Genomic DNA, 16,586 nt, shown 5'->3' on the forward strand with positions numbered 1-16,586 from the left:
TATGCGGTTTGCAAGCATGCAAGGCCACTCGCGCGCGCCGCCGCGGCCGCCATTTTGTCCGCGCCAGGCCTGAATATTTGGCAAATGTTTGATTTACATCCTGGTCGGGTGCATCTTTTCCCGCAATCACCTAAGCTTCGTTGGTATAAAAGATCAACAGAACCCTGCCGCGGCTAGCAATGCGGCAGACGCTTTTTTGACGCGGAGCCGATATGTACAAACGCATCCTTGTAGCGGTCGACGGCAGCAATACCTCGCGCCGTGCGTTCGAAGCGGCGCTCGAACTCGCCAAATCGAATGGCGCTGTGCTGCGGCCGTTTTATGTCGTCGAAAACACGCCGATGTACTTCGAGGCGCCCGGCTACGACCCGTCGATCCTGCGCAACCGCCTGATCGAGGAAGGCCAGGAGCTGCGCGCCGAGTTTTCGAAAGTGATGGCCGAGCAAGGTGTGAAGGGCGACCCGGGAGTTTCCGAGGCTTCGTCGCTCGGCGATGTCGCCGAGATCGTGCTGCATGCCGCCGCCGAATTCAACGCCGACCTGCTCGTGATGGGCACGCACGGGCGGCGTGGCTTCCAGCGGCTGATTCTCGGCAGCGTCGCCGAACGGTGCGTGCGCCAGGCCACGTTGCCGGTTCTGCTGGTGCCGTCCGCCGCGGGCGCCGACAAGCAACCCGTCTGACACGGTCATCACGCGCAAGACGGTGAGCCATGACGTCGACATAAGCCGCGGCGGCTCACCTTTCCACCTTCGTCGAGGCACCACCGCCGCTCGGAAAGCGAAGCAGCGAACGCGTCACTTTGCCACCTGTTGAGGGTCATAACGGGTGGGACAATTTCACCACTACCAATATCAATCGCGCGCAGAACATGCTGAATCCCACCGCTGTGCCCCGTTCCTCGACCCGCTCCGCCGGCTCTGCCGCGAGCGGCAGCCGCGAGTCCATGGCGGGACGCGCCACCGCACGCACCGCCGCGCGCTGCTCCAGTTGTTCGATGCGTCAGATCTGCATGCCGCAGGGGCTGTCGGCGGAGGAACTGCCGAAGCTCGAAACGCTGATCTGTTCGGCGCGCTCGGTGCCGCGCGGCGAAGCGCTGTATCGCAGCGGCGACCGCTTCGACAGCATCTACGCGCTGCGTTCCGGCTCGATGAAGACCGTGATGGTCCACCGCGACGGCCGCGAGCAGGTCACCGGCCTGCGTCTTGCAGGCGAGCCGCTCGGGCTGGACGGCATCAGCGCGGACATCCATGCGTGCAGCGCCGTCGCGCTGGAAGACAGCACGGTGTGCATCGTTCCATACAGTGCGCTGAAGCAGCTATGCCGCGAAATCGGTTCGATCCAGGAGCGCATGCACAAGCTGCTGGGTGCGCAGATCGTCAGCGAGGCCGCGCAGATGATGGTGCTCGGCTCGCTGTCCGCCGACGAACGCGTCGCCGCCTTCCTGCTGGACGTGTCGCAGCGCAATGCGCAGCGCGGCTACTCGTGGTCGGAATTCAACCTGCGCATGACACGCGAAGACATGGGCAGCTACCTCGGCATGACGCTCGAAACGGTCAGCCGCACCCTGTCAAGATTTCAAAAGCGTGGCCTGATCGACACGCGGGGCAAGCATATTCACATCGTCGATCTGGAAGGCTTGCGGCAGGTCTGAGCGGTTGGCCCGGGCTGAACGGTCGCTCGGTTCGTCTTGGCACGCCGTCTGCAAGGGGGTAAAGTTTTCAGACCGCCCCCACGGCGACCGTGTTGCATGGAGACCCGGCCCCAATGAATCGCGACCCTGCCCCGCATCATCTGCTCGTGCAGCGCCTGCACGACGCGCGTCAAGTAACCGATGACCTGTTTGCAATCGTCAAACCCGACTACCTCTATGAACGGCCGATCCGCGAGCGTCATCGCGTGGTGTTCTATATCGGCCATCTCGAAGCGTTCGATCGCAATCTGTTCGACCAGCGTCTGTTCGATCTGCCGGCTTTCGCACCGGAACTCGACCAGCTGTTCGCGTTCGGCATCGATCCGGTAGACGGCGGCTTTCCCACCGATCAGCCCAGCGATTGGCCGTCGCTCGACGCCGTGCGCGAGTATGCGATGCGCGCGCGCCGGCAGATCGACGCCGCGCTCGCCGAACTCGGCAACCCGGCGCACGACGAAGCGGCGGTGCAGTTGCTGAACGTCGCGATCGAGCATCGGTTGATGCACGCGGAAACGCTCGCGTACATGCTCCATCAGTTGCCGCTCGCGCAGAAAAACACCGCGTTGCGCGAGCCGGTCGTGACATGCACGGAGCAGCGCGACGCGTTGTCGTCGATGGTCCGCGTGCCCGCCGGCACGACCGTGCTCGGCATGCCGCGCGAGGCCGGCCGTTTCGGCTGGGACAATGAATTCGGCGAAATGGGCGTGGAGGTGCCCGCGTTCGAGATCGATCGATACATGGTCACGAACGGTGCGTTCCTCGAGTTCCTCCAAGACGGCGGATATAGCGAGCCGAAGTGGTGGTCGCCGAAAGACTGGGCGTGGAAGGAAGCGGAGTGCATCGAGCATCCGGCCGGCTGGTCGCAACGCACATTGGAAAACGGCCGCACCGCATGGACGCTGCGCACGATGTTCGACGACGTGCCGTTGCCGCTCGACTGGCCCGTCTACGTGAGCCACGCCGAAGCGAGCGCCTACGCGCGCTGGGCCGGCAAAGCCCTGCCGACGGAGGCGCAATGGCAACGCGCGGCGCACGGCGCGCCGCACGCGGCATCGGGGAACTTCGATTTCCGCAGCTGGGACCCGCGACCCGTCGATGCGCATCCGGACAACGTCAGCGCGTTCGGTGCGGAAGGTCAGTTCGGCAACGGTTGGGAATGGACCTCGACGCTATTCGAAGCGCTGCCGGGGTTCGAAGCGTTTCCGTTCTATCCCGGCTATTCGGCCAACTTCTTCGATGGACAGCATTACGTGCTGAAGGGCGGTTCGGCGCGTACCGCGCTGTGCATGCTGCGGCCGGAATTTCGCAACTGGTTTCAGCCGCACTATCAGTATGTGTATGCGGGGTTTCGGTGTGTGCGGGGTTGATCAACAAAGCGTTAGCTGACCTGCGACACTCCGTGCTTGCGAAGCCGCATCGATCGTGGAAGCCGCATGAGATGCGCACTCCGAACGCGCGAAAACTTTATCGGAAGACGCTCACCGCCTCCGCAAGTCTCGTCGCCTGCTGCTTGAGGCTATCCGAAGCGGCACTGCTTTTCTCGACCAGCGTTGCGTTCCGCTGCGTGATGTTGTCGAGATCGCTCACGGCCTGATCGATCTGGGAGACGCCGCTGCTTTGTTCTTCCGTTGCAGCTCTGACCTCCGCGATCAGATCCGACACTCTCTTCACTTGCGTCACGATCTCGTCCATTGTCTTACCGGCGTCGGCGACCAGGCTGGACCCCGTCTCGACTTTCTCAACGCTGGTCGAGATGAGGTTCGTGATCTCTTTCGCCGCATTCGCGCTACGTTGTGCAAGCGCACGGACTTGCCCGGCAACGACCGCGAATCCTCGCCCCTGATCGCCCGCACGAGCAGCTTCAACGGCTGGATTCAAGGCCAGGATATTGGTCTGGAACGCTATGCCGTCGATGACGCCAATGATGTCCGCAATCCTTCGCGAACTAGCGGTGATTTCATTCATGGTGCTGATGACTTCCGCTACCGCTTTTCCGCCCTTTGCGGCTGCATCGCTAGCGGAACCCGAAAGCATGTTCACCTGCATCCCGATTTCGGCGTTGCTCTTCACCGTCGCTGTCATCTGCGCCATCGAAGCCGCCGTCTGCTGCACATTCGACGCCGCCTGCTCCATGCGCCCGCTGAGATCGTTGTTGCCTTGTGCGATCTCGTTGATCGCGCTCTGGACTGTTGTGACCTGTTCGCTTACGTCGTCGATGAGCCACCGGAACATGAGGCCGAGTTAGCATAGCAGGCATCCAAGGGCAAACGCAGAGAACCCCGCCACCAGCGAAATCTCCCTGACGCCGCAGAGCCAGGCCGCGCACAGAAGGAACGGCGCAGCCGCAAGCAACGCAGACCGGATGCGCCGGCGCACCGGCATGGTCTTGAGGATAGAGGTCCATCCCATCAGGCCCGTGCGAACAATCAGGCCCTTGTGAAAGCGCCGCTTGCTCGCCTTGTGCTCGCGAAACGCACGGTAAAGGGACTCGGCGGTCTTGGTTGCCTCTCGCGAGGGTTTGGTCCGCACTGACCTGTAGCCCGACGTTTGGCCGTTGCGCAAGACCGGAATGGCATTCGCGCGTACCCAGTAGTGGTCGCCATCCTTGCGCCGGTTCTTGATCAGCGCGCTCCACGGCTCTCCTCCTTTGAGCGTCGCCCACATGTCGGCAAACGCCTGCTGCGGCACGTCGGGATGACGGACAAGGTTATGAGGTTGATCTTGAATTTCATCGCGTGAGAAACCGCTAGCCTCGATGAACGCAGCGTTCGCACAGCTAATGTAGCTTGCACATCGGTTGTCGACATCAACGTCGCATTGCCCGGGGTTTCGAACTCGCGCTGCGTGATTGGATGGTTGTTGCGCATACCCTTTTTCCCCGAAAAGAACGATTCAGACTACTCTGGTGTGGATGTGTCGCGAAAGTAGCGTCAGGACGAGTAAGCCCTCGTTGCAATGAGGATGACTTTCCTCGCCAGTGAGTCGGGCTTTGCGGATCACTTGGACCATCCACGCTGTACCAACGTCAGCAGCAGGTTATTCGTTCCGTGCGCGGAATGCCTTTGTCAGTACTCGGCCTGTCCATCTCAGCCGGATTAAAGCTGCTGGCACTCTGTTTTGAACCAGGAGTCGACCAGGCGTTGTGCCGCTTGCAGATCGTCCGGGTAGTATGGATCGTCATACCACGTTGACGCAGCGTAGCCCGCTTTCCTGAGGGCAGTGAGCTCGCTATGGCGTTGCTCTATGGTAGGGTGCGCGTTTTCTCTGAGCGCCACCAGGTCGCGGCACTCCGTCGAGGCGAGGCGTGGCCCGGCATACGGCATGCCACAAGCAGCACAGCCTGCGAGAAGAATCACCAGACCTGGAAGTATTGACCGTCTTCCAGTAGCCATTCTCATCGTGCATCTCCTTTCCTGCGTCGCGCCAATAGAAAGCCCATCAATTCAGTGCTTCCTTGAAATAGCGGCGGTGCGGAGGGCCGTAAGTTTTCGGTTCCCGGCGACATCGGCATGAATGCCGTGGTGCGATGCCACCGATATTGTTTTCGATTCCAACTTCCACTCACACTGGATCGTTGTTCGGGTTTGCGCGACGTCAGGCGCCAGCGAGTTGTGCGGCAGCTGCTCAGTCCTCGATGCGCAGGCCGACCTTCAGCGTCACCTGCCAGTACGCGACCTTGCCGTTCTCGATCTGGCCACGTGTTTCCGTGACCTCGAACCAGTGCAGATTGCGCAGCGTTTCCGATGCTTTGGCGATCGCTGTGGTGATCGCGTCGTCGATCGATTTCTTCGACGAACCGGTCAGTTCCACCTTCTTGTAAACGTGTTCTGACATAAATGTCCTCATTGGTGTGCGCCGGCGAGCGGCAAAAAGCTGCTCCGATACGCAGATGGAAAATAAATACGCGACGGTCCGGTTGAACCTCGTACTTGAGACGGCCTGTTTCAATTCACCGCGAGAACTTTGGATCGCATAACGCGTTTGCCATTCGCTGCAGTGATTGCACCGGGCGCTGGCAGTTGCTGTTTCAAGACGTCACGCTTCAGCACCGCAAGACGAATGTTAGGGGGACGTCCCCACGAGAAGAAGGTCGAAAGAGGGCAACACGGCGTTGCATCGAAGAACATCAATCGACGTTGCCCCGGGGGGCTCTTGCCGAAGATGAGCGTCCAACCGGCAAAATGAATCGAAGTCGCGTGTGCCAGACCATGGGGTGCGGCCTGGTGGAGTACACACACGATGGCGTGAGAGATTCCGCTCTCAGACAGTCGGATCAAGAATCTGGGCCGCCTTTGATCTGCAACTCCTCGGGAGAATTCGTAACGACTTCACCGCCTGGACCCTAACCGTCAATACCGTCCGCGTTCCGCCGATCTGACGATCTCCATCTTTCTCACCAGATCGGCAAGCGATAGCGCTTCAAGCTTCTTCATCGCAGCGCCACGGTACATCTTGATGGTGATTTCGCTCAGGTTCATTTCAGCAGCGATCTGCTTGTTCAAAAACCCCTTCACAACGAACCAGATTACTTCACGCTCCCGCGCGGTCAGCGTGTTATAACGCGCCAGAAGCGCAACCCTTGTGAGAGATTTTTCCAATTGCTCAGCATGACGGCCGATCGCCGACGAAACAGCGTCGATAACACGTTGCTCTCGAACAGGTTTGGTCAGGAAATCAACGGCGCCGGCTTTCATGGCCTCCACTGACATTTCAATATCGCCATGGGCAGTCATGACGATAATTGGCATGTCGACCTGATGGTTTCGCGCACTCAACTGGAACGTCAAACCACTCTCACCCTGCAGGCGGACGTCCAGTAGCAGGCAGCTTGGAACCCCCGGTTTTTCAGCCGAAATGAAATCCCGGATCCGCTCAAAGGTTCGCACCGAATATCCGCACGAACGCAACAAGCTAGATAGTGCCGAGAGCATTGACGCATCGTCGTCGATTACATAGACGATTGCACCGTCTGTGCTAGCCACGGCCGGAAAAACGTTTTTCTCCATTCGCGTTCCTTTCCCCGTACTGGTGTACACAATGCATAGGTCCGTCAGTGGGAATAGTCGCTCTTTCGGAATGAGATGTAATTGTAAGCTAATGGTGCGGTCGGAGCGGGTATCACAAGCAGCGCCGGCAGTAGCTCACGACTTACTGGCTACTAACATTCTACCGACAAACAGCACTGCCCCTATATATACCTGCGTATGATTTTAAGCGGCCCACCCGTCGGGTATGATCGCATTCATCCGCTGGACGCGATGGCCACTCCGCGCAATCGGCGCGGACAGGGAGAAAGATAATTGCGCGCGTCACAGGTAATTTGGGTCGTTGACGACGATCCCTCGGTTCGATCGGGTCTATCAACCTTACTCAGATCGTTTGACTACGATGTCGTGACCTTCGAATCGGCCGCCGAGGTGTTGGCACATACCGGCGATACTCAGCCCGACTGCATCGTTTCAGATGTTCAAATGCCGGGATTGTCGGGCATTGAATTGTCTGTGCGCCTGATTGAAAACGGGTGGCGCATACCAACGATATTTATCACCGCATATCCGACGCCCGAACTGCATCGTCAAGCTTTCGCGACCGGAGCCTGTGCCCTTCTGATCAAGCCTTTGGGTGCCAACGACCTGGCAGCTGCCATCGAGACTGCGACGAGCAAGCGATCCGGTTAGCGTTGTGAATCAGATACTTCTATCGGAAACCTCGGGAAGCGCTACTTCCGTCGGCGCAATATCGACACCCTGCCTTCGGTAACTGTATTCGGCCGCGCCAGATCGGGGTGGCCCCTCATTCAAGAGCCGATTAGCGTCGCGTCCTTTGATGTTTCCGGATGCAACACGACGTTGCCTTCTTTCAGCCTTTTTTTCGTCGGGATGCCCCCCTAACATTCCTCTCGCGCTGCTGAAGCATGACTTCGTGCGATCGCCATGGTCAACGAAACCAGACCCGCTCAGAGCAGACGCTCAACAACGAGGATGAATATGAAAAGCAGTAAGGTGAATGAACAACCCACACGTCGAAAATTGTTGATCGGCGGTGCCGCGGCCGCAGGCGGCCTGGCGGCCGCCATGCTCCCGGGTACGGTTCAGGCAAGCCCAGCCGTCGCTTCACCGCAAGCATCGAAAGCGGACCACCGACACTTCTCGAGTTACATATCGTCGAAAGATGGCACTCAGTTGTACTACAAGGATTGGGGTGCAGGCCGCCCCGTGGTGTTCTGTCACGGCTGGCCGCTTAGCTCCGATAGTTGGGAATCGCAGATGATGCTAGTGGCGTCGCACGGCTTTCGCGCCGTGGCGCACGACCGCAGAGGCCACGGACGTTCGAGCCAACCGTGGAACGGCAATGAAATGGATACCTATGCCGACGACCTGGCGACGGTGTTCGAAACGCTCGGCCTCAAGGATGCCGTACTTGTTGGCTTTTCCACCGGCGGCGGCGAGGTTGCACGCTATCTGGGCCGTCACGGTACTCGACGCGTGTCAAAAGTCGTGCTCGTGTCGGCTGTTCCGCCGTTGATGCTGAAAACTCCCACAAACGTGGGGGGATTGCCGATCGAGGTATTTGACGGCCTGCGTGCTGCTCAATTGGGGAACCGCTCGCAGTTCTACAAAGACGTGCCATCCGGACCGTTCTATGGCTTCAACCGCCCCGGCGCCAAGCCGTCGCAGGGCTTGATCGATTCGTGGTGGGCGCAGGGCATGCAGGGCGGCCACAAAAACACGTACGATTCGATCAAGGCATTCTCCGAAACCGACTTTACCGAAGATCTGAAAAAGATCGACGTCCCGACGCTGATCATTCATGGAGAAGACGATCAGATCGTGCCTATCGACGCAGCCGGCCGCGCATCGGCAAAGCTGATAAAGAACTCGAAGCTGATTGTCTACCCGGGCGCGCCGCATGGCTTGACTGACACGCACAAAGAGAAATTCAACGCGGATCTGCTCGCATTCATCCAAAGCTAAGCGCGGCTAGAACTTCACTGATCACAAGGGCAAGGACTCTCGTCCTTGCCCTCTTTTGCATGCGGGTCGCCCACTCGCGTGCGTCTAATAACTCGTCCTGCAAGGACATGCGACGCTCCCCGTACAACGCGCGCATACGCTTCAAATGTCGCGCTAAATGTCTCCATCAGTTGAAATCCGCAGCAACCGCCTGAAGCAGAACATTAATTCCCAATAGCCGCGCTATTTTATGAATATACGGAACAAATATTTGGACGAAGTTTCATAAACAATAGGAAAACACATCACTTAGAATTCCTCGGGCGAAACCGCCTGCCTCCGGCGGAATTACATCACCACACACTCTGATGTTCGACCAAGGAAGACCATATGAGTTACCAGACGGGGCTAAGCGGCTTGCATGCCGTCTCAAACGATCTTGATGTCATCGGCAATAATATTGCAAATGCCCACACAGTGGGATTCAAACAAGGCACGGCGGTTTTTTCCGACATGTACGCTAACGCGATGCTCGGCGCGACGAATAATCAGATCGGCATCGGTGTTGCAACGTCGACGATCGTCCGGGACTTCTCGGAAGGAACACCTACCCAAACAGGTAATCCGCTCGATCTCGACATTAGAGGAAATGGTTTCTTTCTGCTTTCTCAGAACGGTACTCTGGTCTACTCGAGAAACGGTCAATTTCAGCAAGACAGTGACGGAAATATTATTAACAGCAGCAATGGCCTTCCGTTAATGGGATACGCAGTTGGTCCGAATAGTGTCGTCGACACTTCACGACTGATTCAATTAACGACTGCGACCGTGGCAAATCTGCCCCCGAAGCCGACCAGCGCGATCGCGTGGTCTTTCAATCTCAACGCGGGAGATGAAACCCCGAAAGTCACGCCGTTCGACCCTACCAACAACCAGAGCTACAACTTCGCAACGACGGCTACTACGTACGATTCAGAAGGTAACGAGCATCAGATCAGCATTTATCTTGTGAAAGATCCGGCCACCCCCAATCAATGGAGTGCCTATATAGCGCCCCAAGGTTCGGATGTCACCGTTGACAATGGAACCGGGACGCCTTCCCCGTACACGCAAATCGGAACACTGACTTTCGATTCCTCCGGGAGACTCACCAGTTCGAGTTTCCTTTCGTTCGAGATGAACACGACTAATGGCAGCGCCAGCCCGCAAACGATTGCCATCGATCTCGGCAACACCACGCAGTACGCCGCGACGACAGACAGCGTGACCCGGTATCACCCCGACGGATACGCCGCGGCCGCTTACAACGGCACACTTTCCGTCGCTGACGACGGCACCATCACTGCCGGTTACACGAACGGGGAGACACTCGTCATTGGGCAAGTGGCGACGGCGACTTTCGCCAATCCGAATGGGCTTCAAAGTCAAAGCGGCAACCTGTTCTACGCAACTCTGGCGTCAGGGGCTGCGCAAATCGGCACGCCGGGCACTTTCAACCACGGTGTGCTACAAGGATTTATGCAGGAAAGTTCGAACGTTGATCTGACTGACCAGCTCGTAGCGCTCATTACGGCGCAACGGAACTATCAGGCCAACGCTCAAACGATAAAGACCCAGCAAACCGTCGACCAATCGCTCATCAATTTGTAGCCAGGACAGGACCAGGCAGGCGGCGTCCTGCCTTTGCGCTCACCTGAACCCTCCAGTACTTCGTGTGGCGCTAGCTGCGCTGCTAGCTCTCACCACAGTCCCCAAACCGATATGGACAGCACCTCGGTTGTATCAGCTCCCTCCGTCTTCAGGCCGTTTTGTGTGACGGGGGAAGCTGGAAATTCGCTGACGGAGATTCCGATTGTCAAGGCCACCCGACTCAAGCCCTCCACGCTGGCCGCTACGCCAGCGGGATGGTCCGGCTTCCAGGAGTGTTGCGTCTGTCCTGACGACTGGAACGTTGACTTTGTAGCCGCTTATTTTTGGTTCTTCGTAGAAAAGCGTGGAGCGATTTTTGCCAATTGCGTAATCTGATGCCTGAATTGAGGGGACATCAGGGGGAGAATTGCTCGATCGCAAGGCACTGCAGGCGCTGGGGTGCTGGAAGGGCTACCGGCTGGAACGCGTAGAGTGGCCGCAGGGGGACAACCACACGCTTTCGCTTTATCTGAAACCGGTGAGCAGGGTCATGCATTGCGAGCAATGCGGAGCGCGTTGTTCGCAGATTCATGAGACGGCGGTTCGCCGGGTGCGCGACCTGCCACTGTTCGAGTATCGGGTGGTGCTGCACGTGCCCCGCCGCCGGGTCTGGTGCGAACACTGCGGTGGCCCGCGCCTGGAGAAGCTGGAGTGGCTGGGCCGCTACCAGCGGGTGACTGAGCGCTTCGCCAAGGCGTGCGAGAAGCTGCTGCAGGCGGCCAGCGTACAGGCGGTGGCGGCCTTCTACGATCTGGGCTGGCACACGGTCAAATCGATCGACAAGTTGCGCCTGCGCGCACGCGTGGCCGAACCGGACTGGTCGACGATCCGCTATCTGGCGATGGATGAGTTTGAAGCGCCCCGGGTTTTCCGGAGACCGTTTTGCTTGCGTCATGCCACAGTGACAGACTCAGCGAGATTTGCATAGTAAGCGGCTTCTGCCTCGGCAGGTGGAATGTTGCCGATGGGGCCGAAGAGCCGACGATTGTTGAACCAGTCCACCCATTCGAGCGTGGCCATTTCAACGGCCTGCAGATTGCGCCACGGCCCGAGGCGGTGAATGACCTCTGCCTTGTACAAGCCATTGATCGTTTCAGCCAGCGCGTTATCGTAGGAGTCGCCCACGCTGCCCACGGATGGCTCGATGCCAGCCTCGACCAGCCGATCCGTATAGCGGATCGATACGTATTGCACGCCGCGGTCGCTGTGATGGATCAGCCCGTCCTGCTGCGCCGGCTGTCGTTCGTACAAGGCCTGCTCCAGTGCGTCCAGAACGAAGTCCGTTCGCGCCGAGCTCGAGACGCGCCAGCCGACAATGCGCCGGGCGAACACGTCGATGATGAACGCGACATAGACGAAGCCTTGCCAGCTCGATACATACGTAAAATCTGACACCCACAGCGCATTGGGCCGTTCGGCCGTGAACTGCCGCTTCACCAGATCCTTCGGGCACGGCGTCGAACCATCGCTCACTGTCGTGCGGACCGTTTTGCCCCGCACCACACCGCGCAGGCCCATCTGCTTCATCAGCCGCTCGACCGTGCAACGCGCCACGACAATGCCTTCGCGCTTCAATTGCTTCCAGACCTTGTCTGCGCCGTAGACCTGGAAGTTTTCTTCCCACACACGCTGGATCTCGTCCTTGAGCATCCTGTCGCGCTGGGCCCGCGCCGGCACCAGCTCAGGATGGGCGCGGCGGGCCACATGCGTGTAGTACGTCGACGGGGCGATTGGCAGCACCCTGCAGATCGGCTCGACCCCGTAGACGTGCCGGTGATCATCGATGAACGTGATCATCACTTCGGTCGGCGGTCGAGCTCCGCCTGTGCGAAATACGCTGACGCCTTGCGCAGGATTTCATTGACCTGCCGAAGCTCACGCACTTCCCGCTCCAGTTCCTTGATCCGATCCTGCTCCTGCGTGCTCGTGCCCGGGCGCAAACCCCGATTCCGCTCTTCCTTGCGTACCCAGCTACGCAGCGTCTCGCCCGAGCAGCCAAGCTTCGCTGCGATCGACGCGATCACCTTCCATTGCGATTCGCGATCGCCTTGATGTTCCAGTACCATTCGCACAGCCCGCTCACGAACTTCCGGCGAGTACCTCGGGGACTTCTTCTTCGTGTTTTCCATAGCTCCATTTTCTCAAGAAGTGGAGTCTCCGGAAAACCCGGGGCGCTTCAGTTCGCGCTCCATAAAGGTCATCGGTACGCCACGGTGGTGGTCGATCCGATCGGCCGACAGGTGCTGTGGATAGGAGCGGGACGCTCCCGCGAGACAGCCAGGGCCTTCTTTGAGCAGCTACCGGAAGGCGTCGCCGAACGCATCGAGGCCGTCGCAATCGACATGACCACGGCCTATGAACTGGAGATCAACGCACATTGCCCGCAGGCCGAGATTGTCTACGACCTGTTCCACGTCGTGGCCAAATACGGGCGCGAAGTCATCGATCGCGTGCGCGTCGATCAGGCCAACCAGCTTCGCCATGACAGGCCAGCGCGCAAGGTCCTGAAGTCCAGCCGCTGGCTGCTGTTGCGTAACCGCCGCAACCTGAAACCTGAGCAGTCGGTGCATCTGAAGGAACTGCTGGCTGCCAACCAATCGCTGTTGTGTGTCTATGTGCTACGTGACGAACTCAAACGGCTCTGGTTCTATCGCAAGCCTGCCTGGGCGCAGAAGGCCTGGGAGCAATGGTGCGAGCAGGCAAGCCAGAGTGGTATCGCCGCCCTGCAACTGTTTGCGCAGCGCCTGCAAGGCTACTGGCATGGAATCCTGGCGCGCTGCCACCACCCACTGAACACCAGCATCGTTGAAGGGATCAACAACACGATCAAGGTCATCAAGCGCAGAGCTTACGGGTACCGCGACGAGGAGTACTTCTTCCTCAAAATCCGCGCCGCGTTCCCCGGAAATCCTCGATGAACCTTATTTTTCCCCATTTCAAATTGAAAATGAGCAGATCATCTCAACGGTGACTTTTAACGTCACGATGCAAAGTGACGCTGCATACCCGGTACGGGCAACTGGGTATGTCTTTGATGAACTGGACCATCCCGTGGGCAGTCTGGACCTGAGACATTTCGGGCAACGAATGCCCCGTGCGCTGCAATTCGACGTTTCTGCACACCAGTTACCGATGTCGAGTCGCTTTCTGATCGCCTTCCAGATTGGTGGAGGGGGAAGCACGAAGATCCCGCGCCCCCCGCTCATCACGAGCGTCACAATCGACGTTGTAGCCCGCGTTCTGACGACCGTCGAGAGTTAATGTCCTGACGCTGGCATATCAGGGGCCAGCGGTGAAGAAATAAGGCGATATCGTGCGCATGCGCCGAACATCATCCAGACACGGCGGTATGGCGTGATGACAGCAAAGCGACGAATAACAGGCCCTTCAGTGCGCATTCGACCAACGACAACCAGAACGCGACACGAAACCCCGCGTACTCGGCGGGCAGCGCCGGCGCGATGGCGATAACGCTCAACACACACAGGAAGGCAAGTGTGCCGCGCGCCGCCGCGCTGCCCCTGAGCACATAAAATGCGAGAAGAAGCCAGATTACGGTGGCAAGCGCAAGCGCGAGCCGCTGCATGTCGTCTGGCGCGACCCAGAATTCCATGGGAAATTCGACGAGCGCCCACAATGCAGTGATTTTGACGAGGCGTCTCGTCCATGAGGTGCGCCGCGGGACGGCGAAGCCAGCGACGTCTGTGTCATCGCCCAGCACCGGCGCATCTGGGGCTACCGAAACGCCGGCCTCTTCTTGTCCCATGGTCATGTTCCTGTAGTGTTGCCTGCACGCGACCCGAAGACGGTCAGCCCGATTCCCGGCAGCGCTTGCCGCATTCGCTTACAAGCGCTTCTCCAATTCGTCTTTAAGGATCATCGCGTCTGCGTTCACGGCCTGAGGGCGCCTACGTTGGGGCCGGTAAACGTACTCGTCGAACTGGATCTGGCGACCGCTGACTGCACATACTCCTGAGTGACGAGCACGAATCAGGTGCCATTCCTGGTTTCCGTAGACACATCGCAACGGGTCCAGCCACGCGAGCGTGACGCTCGTTGTCGTGGCACGCTCCAAAAAGCGGATTGTCAGTCCGTCTGCCCGCTTTCCTGCCGAACGTTCCGACCATCGCGTCCACTCCGATGCAACGTTGCTTCTCGAGCTCTTCTCACCCGACAGTTGCCCAAGGATGCCAATAGTCATCAGCCACGGATCGAGAATATTCGACTGCGCCTCCATATTCGGGCTCCTCTTGCATCGTTGCGTGTTCTTCAAGCTAAGTCGGATTCGCATGCCAACGTGAGCGTCCGGAAAAGCGCTCCACGTCAGGTGAAATCCTAGGCGCCATGTGCGAGCGGCAGTAGCCCTGAGCACGGGCTCACCGTGTTGTCATCGCATCAACAATCAAGGACAACAGGCTGGAGGAACGACTTCAGTTGGACATTGCAGATCGAGCGCGCGGATCTGCTCGGTCATGTAATCGATAAAGACCCGAATGCGCGACGGCAAATGCTTGCGGCTCAGATAGCACGCGTAATGACCGCGGTCGTCGGGCGCGTACTGTGCAAGGCACGCGTACAGACGCTTCCCGCGCAGCAGTTCGCTCACCTGGTAGGCTGCGAGCTGGGCAATGCCGTGGCCCGCAAGCACTGCCTGCAGCATCAGATCCGCATCGTTGAGAACGTGCACGGCCTTCGGGACCACTTTACGGCTCACGCCGCCGACCTTGAATTCCCATCCGGCGATACGGCCCGAAGCAAGACGGAGATTGATGCAGCGATGCATCTCGAGGTCCTCGACGGAGCGCGGCAAACCGTGGGCGCGCGCGTATTCCGGCGACGCACACACGATCATCTGCATCGGGATCAGCTGTTTGGCGACGACCTGGCTGTCGTCAAGCTTGCCGTCACGAAACGCGACGTCGATACGCTCCGTTGTGAATTCGACGGGGCCGTCCTTGAGCATGAAGTCGAGCGCAATATCGGGGTACGCCGTACAGAAGCCGCTGAGCAGCGGCGCGACGATCGTGCGGCCGAAGCCCGTCGTCGAGCAGACGCGCAACTGGCCGCGCGGCGGACCCTGGCGAAGTTCGCGCATGTCCGCGAGAGCCTGGACGATGCGCTCGACAGCGGGGTTGCAGTTCTGATAGAAAAGTTCGCCTTCGCGTGTCAATGCCGTGCTGCGCGTGGTCCTCAGCAGGAGCCGCGCATCGATTTGCGCTTCGAGTTTCTGGACGTTGCGGCTTACAGCCGAGCGGCCGATGCCGAGCCGACTGGCAGCCTTCGCGAAGCTGCCTTCGCTCACTACCGCGAGGAAGGAGATCACGCCCGCATAGCTGGTGGCGAAACTGGATGCGAGCGAGTCGTCGCTCGAAGCCGGGGGAGACCTCGTCAAGCCAGTCGGGACGAGAATGTGCTGTTTGCCGTTCATTTCACGAGCCGTTAATCACTTCGGGTCAACTCATATCAGCGACATACCGCCATCGACGTTCAGATTGATGCCGCTGATGAAACTGCTTTCGTCGCTGACAAGGAAGAGCGCCGCGCGCGCCAATTCTTCGGGACGGCCGAGGCGACCCAGTGGAATGCGGCCTGCAACGGCCGCCTCGAATGCGGGCCGTTCGGCGCTCCCGATGCCGAGTTTCCCGAGAATTGGCGTATCGACCGGTCCCGGACTGATGACATTCACGCGAATGCCACGTGCCTGGAATTCGAGCGCCCAACTCCGCGCAAATGCCTCGATCGCGGCCTTGGTGCCGGCATAGACGGCGTGCCCCTCGAACACCTTCGAACTCGCAATCGAACTGGTCAGCAGAATGGCGCCGTGCTCGCGCATCAACGGTGCGATTTTCTGGACGCCAAAAAAGACGGCTCTGGTGTTAGTCGTGAAGTGAAGGTCGTACGATTCGTGGCTCACATCGCTCGAGGGCGCAATAGTATTGATTCCCGCATTGGCGAAGTAGATATCGAGTCCGCCGAAACGGCGGGAAACCAGCGAGGCCACCTCATCGTGCGTTTGCGGGTTCGCGAGATCGCCCGTCAACCCGATCGCCCTATCTCCAAGTTCGGATACGGCCGCATTGACCGCATCTGCCCGGCGGCCTACCACGATCACATTCGCACCCTCCTCGACCAACAGCCTGGCTGTCGCCAACCCAATTCCGCTATTCGCGCCTGTGACGACGGCGACCTTATTTGCGAGCCGATTCATTTTCTTTCCTCGTCCTATTTCGCCGATCTGGCGTACAGCCGGAATG

Annotated in this window: 14 protein-coding genes, 3 pseudogenes and 1 other annotated feature; of the genes and pseudogenes, 8 read left to right on the forward strand and 9 right to left on the reverse strand. The window is 59.1% G+C overall.

The genetic code is table 11. From position 1 onward, the window contains the following. The first annotated feature begins 212 nt into the window (after positions 1 to 212). From QFZ94_RS06575 to QFZ94_RS06585, 3 genes are all read left to right on the forward strand, one after another. Positions 213 to 680: a universal stress protein gene (locus tag QFZ94_RS06575; protein ID WP_176106710.1), complete on the forward strand. Its 468-nt coding sequence runs from the start codon at positions 213 to 215 to the stop codon at positions 678 to 680. Between the two features lie 314 nt (positions 681 to 994). Next, positions 995 to 1,651: a helix-turn-helix domain-containing protein gene (locus QFZ94_RS06580; protein ID WP_176369513.1), complete on the forward strand. Its 657-nt coding sequence runs from the start codon at positions 995 to 997 to the stop codon at positions 1,649 to 1,651. Positions 1,652 to 1,764: 113 nt separating this feature from the next. Beyond that, positions 1,765 to 3,057: an SUMF1/EgtB/PvdO family nonheme iron enzyme gene (locus tag QFZ94_RS06585; protein ID WP_429455951.1), complete on the forward strand. Its 1,293-nt coding sequence runs from the start codon at positions 1,765 to 1,767 to the stop codon at positions 3,055 to 3,057. A gap of 97 nt (positions 3,058 to 3,154) precedes the next feature. Here QFZ94_RS06585 and QFZ94_RS06590 read toward each other — a convergent pair. The 4 genes and pseudogenes from QFZ94_RS06590 to QFZ94_RS06605 all read right to left on the reverse strand — a co-directional run bounded on the left by QFZ94_RS06590 (position 3,155) and on the right by QFZ94_RS06605 (position 6,696). Beyond that, positions 3,155 to 4,557 (reverse strand): annotated as a pseudogene (locus QFZ94_RS06590) (methyl-accepting chemotaxis protein). A gap of 228 nt (positions 4,558 to 4,785) precedes the next feature. Next, on the reverse strand, positions 4,786 to 5,088 hold the full coding sequence (locus QFZ94_RS06595) for a hypothetical protein (protein WP_429455952.1): 303 nt from the start codon (positions 5,086 to 5,088) through the stop codon (positions 4,786 to 4,788). 226 nt (positions 5,089 to 5,314) lie between these two features. Next, positions 5,315 to 5,524 (reverse strand): dodecin, encoded by a 210-nt coding sequence (locus tag QFZ94_RS06600; RefSeq protein WP_018437078.1) that lies wholly within the window; start codon positions 5,522 to 5,524, stop codon positions 5,315 to 5,317. A gap of 515 nt (positions 5,525 to 6,039) precedes the next feature. Then, on the reverse strand, positions 6,040 to 6,696 hold the full coding sequence (locus tag QFZ94_RS06605; RefSeq protein ID WP_410850628.1) for a response regulator transcription factor: 657 nt from the start codon (positions 6,694 to 6,696) through the stop codon (positions 6,040 to 6,042). Positions 6,697 to 6,990: 294 nt separating this feature from the next. Here QFZ94_RS06605 and QFZ94_RS06610 point away from each other — a divergent pair, with 294 nt between their 5' ends. From QFZ94_RS06610 to QFZ94_RS06625, 4 genes and pseudogenes are all read left to right on the forward strand, one after another. Then, positions 6,991 to 7,368: a response regulator transcription factor gene (locus QFZ94_RS06610; protein ID WP_368585105.1), complete on the forward strand. Its 378-nt coding sequence runs from the start codon at positions 6,991 to 6,993 to the stop codon at positions 7,366 to 7,368. Positions 7,369 to 7,677: 309 nt separating this feature from the next. Next, on the forward strand, positions 7,678 to 8,664 hold the full coding sequence (locus QFZ94_RS06615) for an alpha/beta fold hydrolase (RefSeq protein ID WP_429455953.1): 987 nt from the start codon (positions 7,678 to 7,680) through the stop codon (positions 8,662 to 8,664). Between the two features lie 369 nt (positions 8,665 to 9,033). After that, positions 9,034 to 10,293 (forward strand): flagellar hook protein FlgE, encoded by a 1,260-nt coding sequence (gene flgE, locus QFZ94_RS06620; RefSeq protein ID WP_429455954.1) that lies wholly within the window; start codon positions 9,034 to 9,036, stop codon positions 10,291 to 10,293. A gap of 406 nt (positions 10,294 to 10,699) precedes the next feature. Then, a pseudogene (locus tag QFZ94_RS06625) lies at positions 10,700 to 11,185 on the forward strand (helix-turn-helix domain-containing protein); the annotation flags it as partial. 38 nt (positions 11,186 to 11,223) lie between these two features. Here QFZ94_RS06625 and QFZ94_RS06630 read toward each other — a convergent pair. Then, a protein-coding gene (locus QFZ94_RS06630) for an IS3 family transposase (protein WP_429455647.1) occupies positions 11,224 to 12,461 on the reverse strand; the annotation gives its coding sequence in 2 pieces (ribosomal slippage) (positions 11,224 to 12,167 and positions 12,167 to 12,461; 1,239 coding nt in all). Then, positions 12,055 to 12,171, reverse strand: a sequence feature (AL1L pseudoknot). It overlaps the preceding gene by 117 nt. 48 nt (positions 12,462 to 12,509) lie before the next feature. Between QFZ94_RS06630 and QFZ94_RS06635 the strand changes: the two are divergent. Then, positions 12,510 to 13,250, forward strand: a pseudogene (locus QFZ94_RS06635) (ISL3 family transposase); the annotation flags it as partial. A 413-nt stretch (positions 13,251 to 13,663) separates the two neighbouring features. Here the strand turns inward: QFZ94_RS06635 and QFZ94_RS06640 are convergent. From QFZ94_RS06640 to QFZ94_RS06655, 4 genes are all read right to left on the reverse strand, one after another. Next, on the reverse strand, positions 13,664 to 14,098 hold the full coding sequence (locus tag QFZ94_RS06640) for a hypothetical protein (protein ID WP_429455955.1): 435 nt from the start codon (positions 14,096 to 14,098) through the stop codon (positions 13,664 to 13,666). A gap of 78 nt (positions 14,099 to 14,176) precedes the next feature. Then, positions 14,177 to 14,569 carry a DUF3331 domain-containing protein gene (locus QFZ94_RS06645; protein WP_429455956.1) on the reverse strand — a complete coding sequence of 131 codons (393 nt, stop codon included), beginning with the start codon at positions 14,567 to 14,569 and terminating at the stop codon, positions 14,177 to 14,179. A gap of 165 nt (positions 14,570 to 14,734) precedes the next feature. Further along, positions 14,735 to 15,760: a LysR family transcriptional regulator gene (locus tag QFZ94_RS06650; protein ID WP_429455957.1), complete on the reverse strand. Its 1,026-nt coding sequence runs from the start codon at positions 15,758 to 15,760 to the stop codon at positions 14,735 to 14,737. 30 nt (positions 15,761 to 15,790) lie between these two features. Next, positions 15,791 to 16,540, reverse strand: a complete 750-nt coding sequence (locus QFZ94_RS06655) for an SDR family NAD(P)-dependent oxidoreductase (RefSeq protein ID WP_410850634.1) — start codon at positions 16,538 to 16,540, stop codon at positions 15,791 to 15,793. Between the last annotated feature and the right edge of the window lie 46 nt (positions 16,541 to 16,586).

It is taken from the genome of Paraburkholderia sp. JPY465 (genome assembly GCF_050436725.1).
In the GTDB taxonomy this organism is placed as follows: Bacteria; Pseudomonadota; Gammaproteobacteria; order Burkholderiales; family Burkholderiaceae; genus Paraburkholderia; species Paraburkholderia youngii.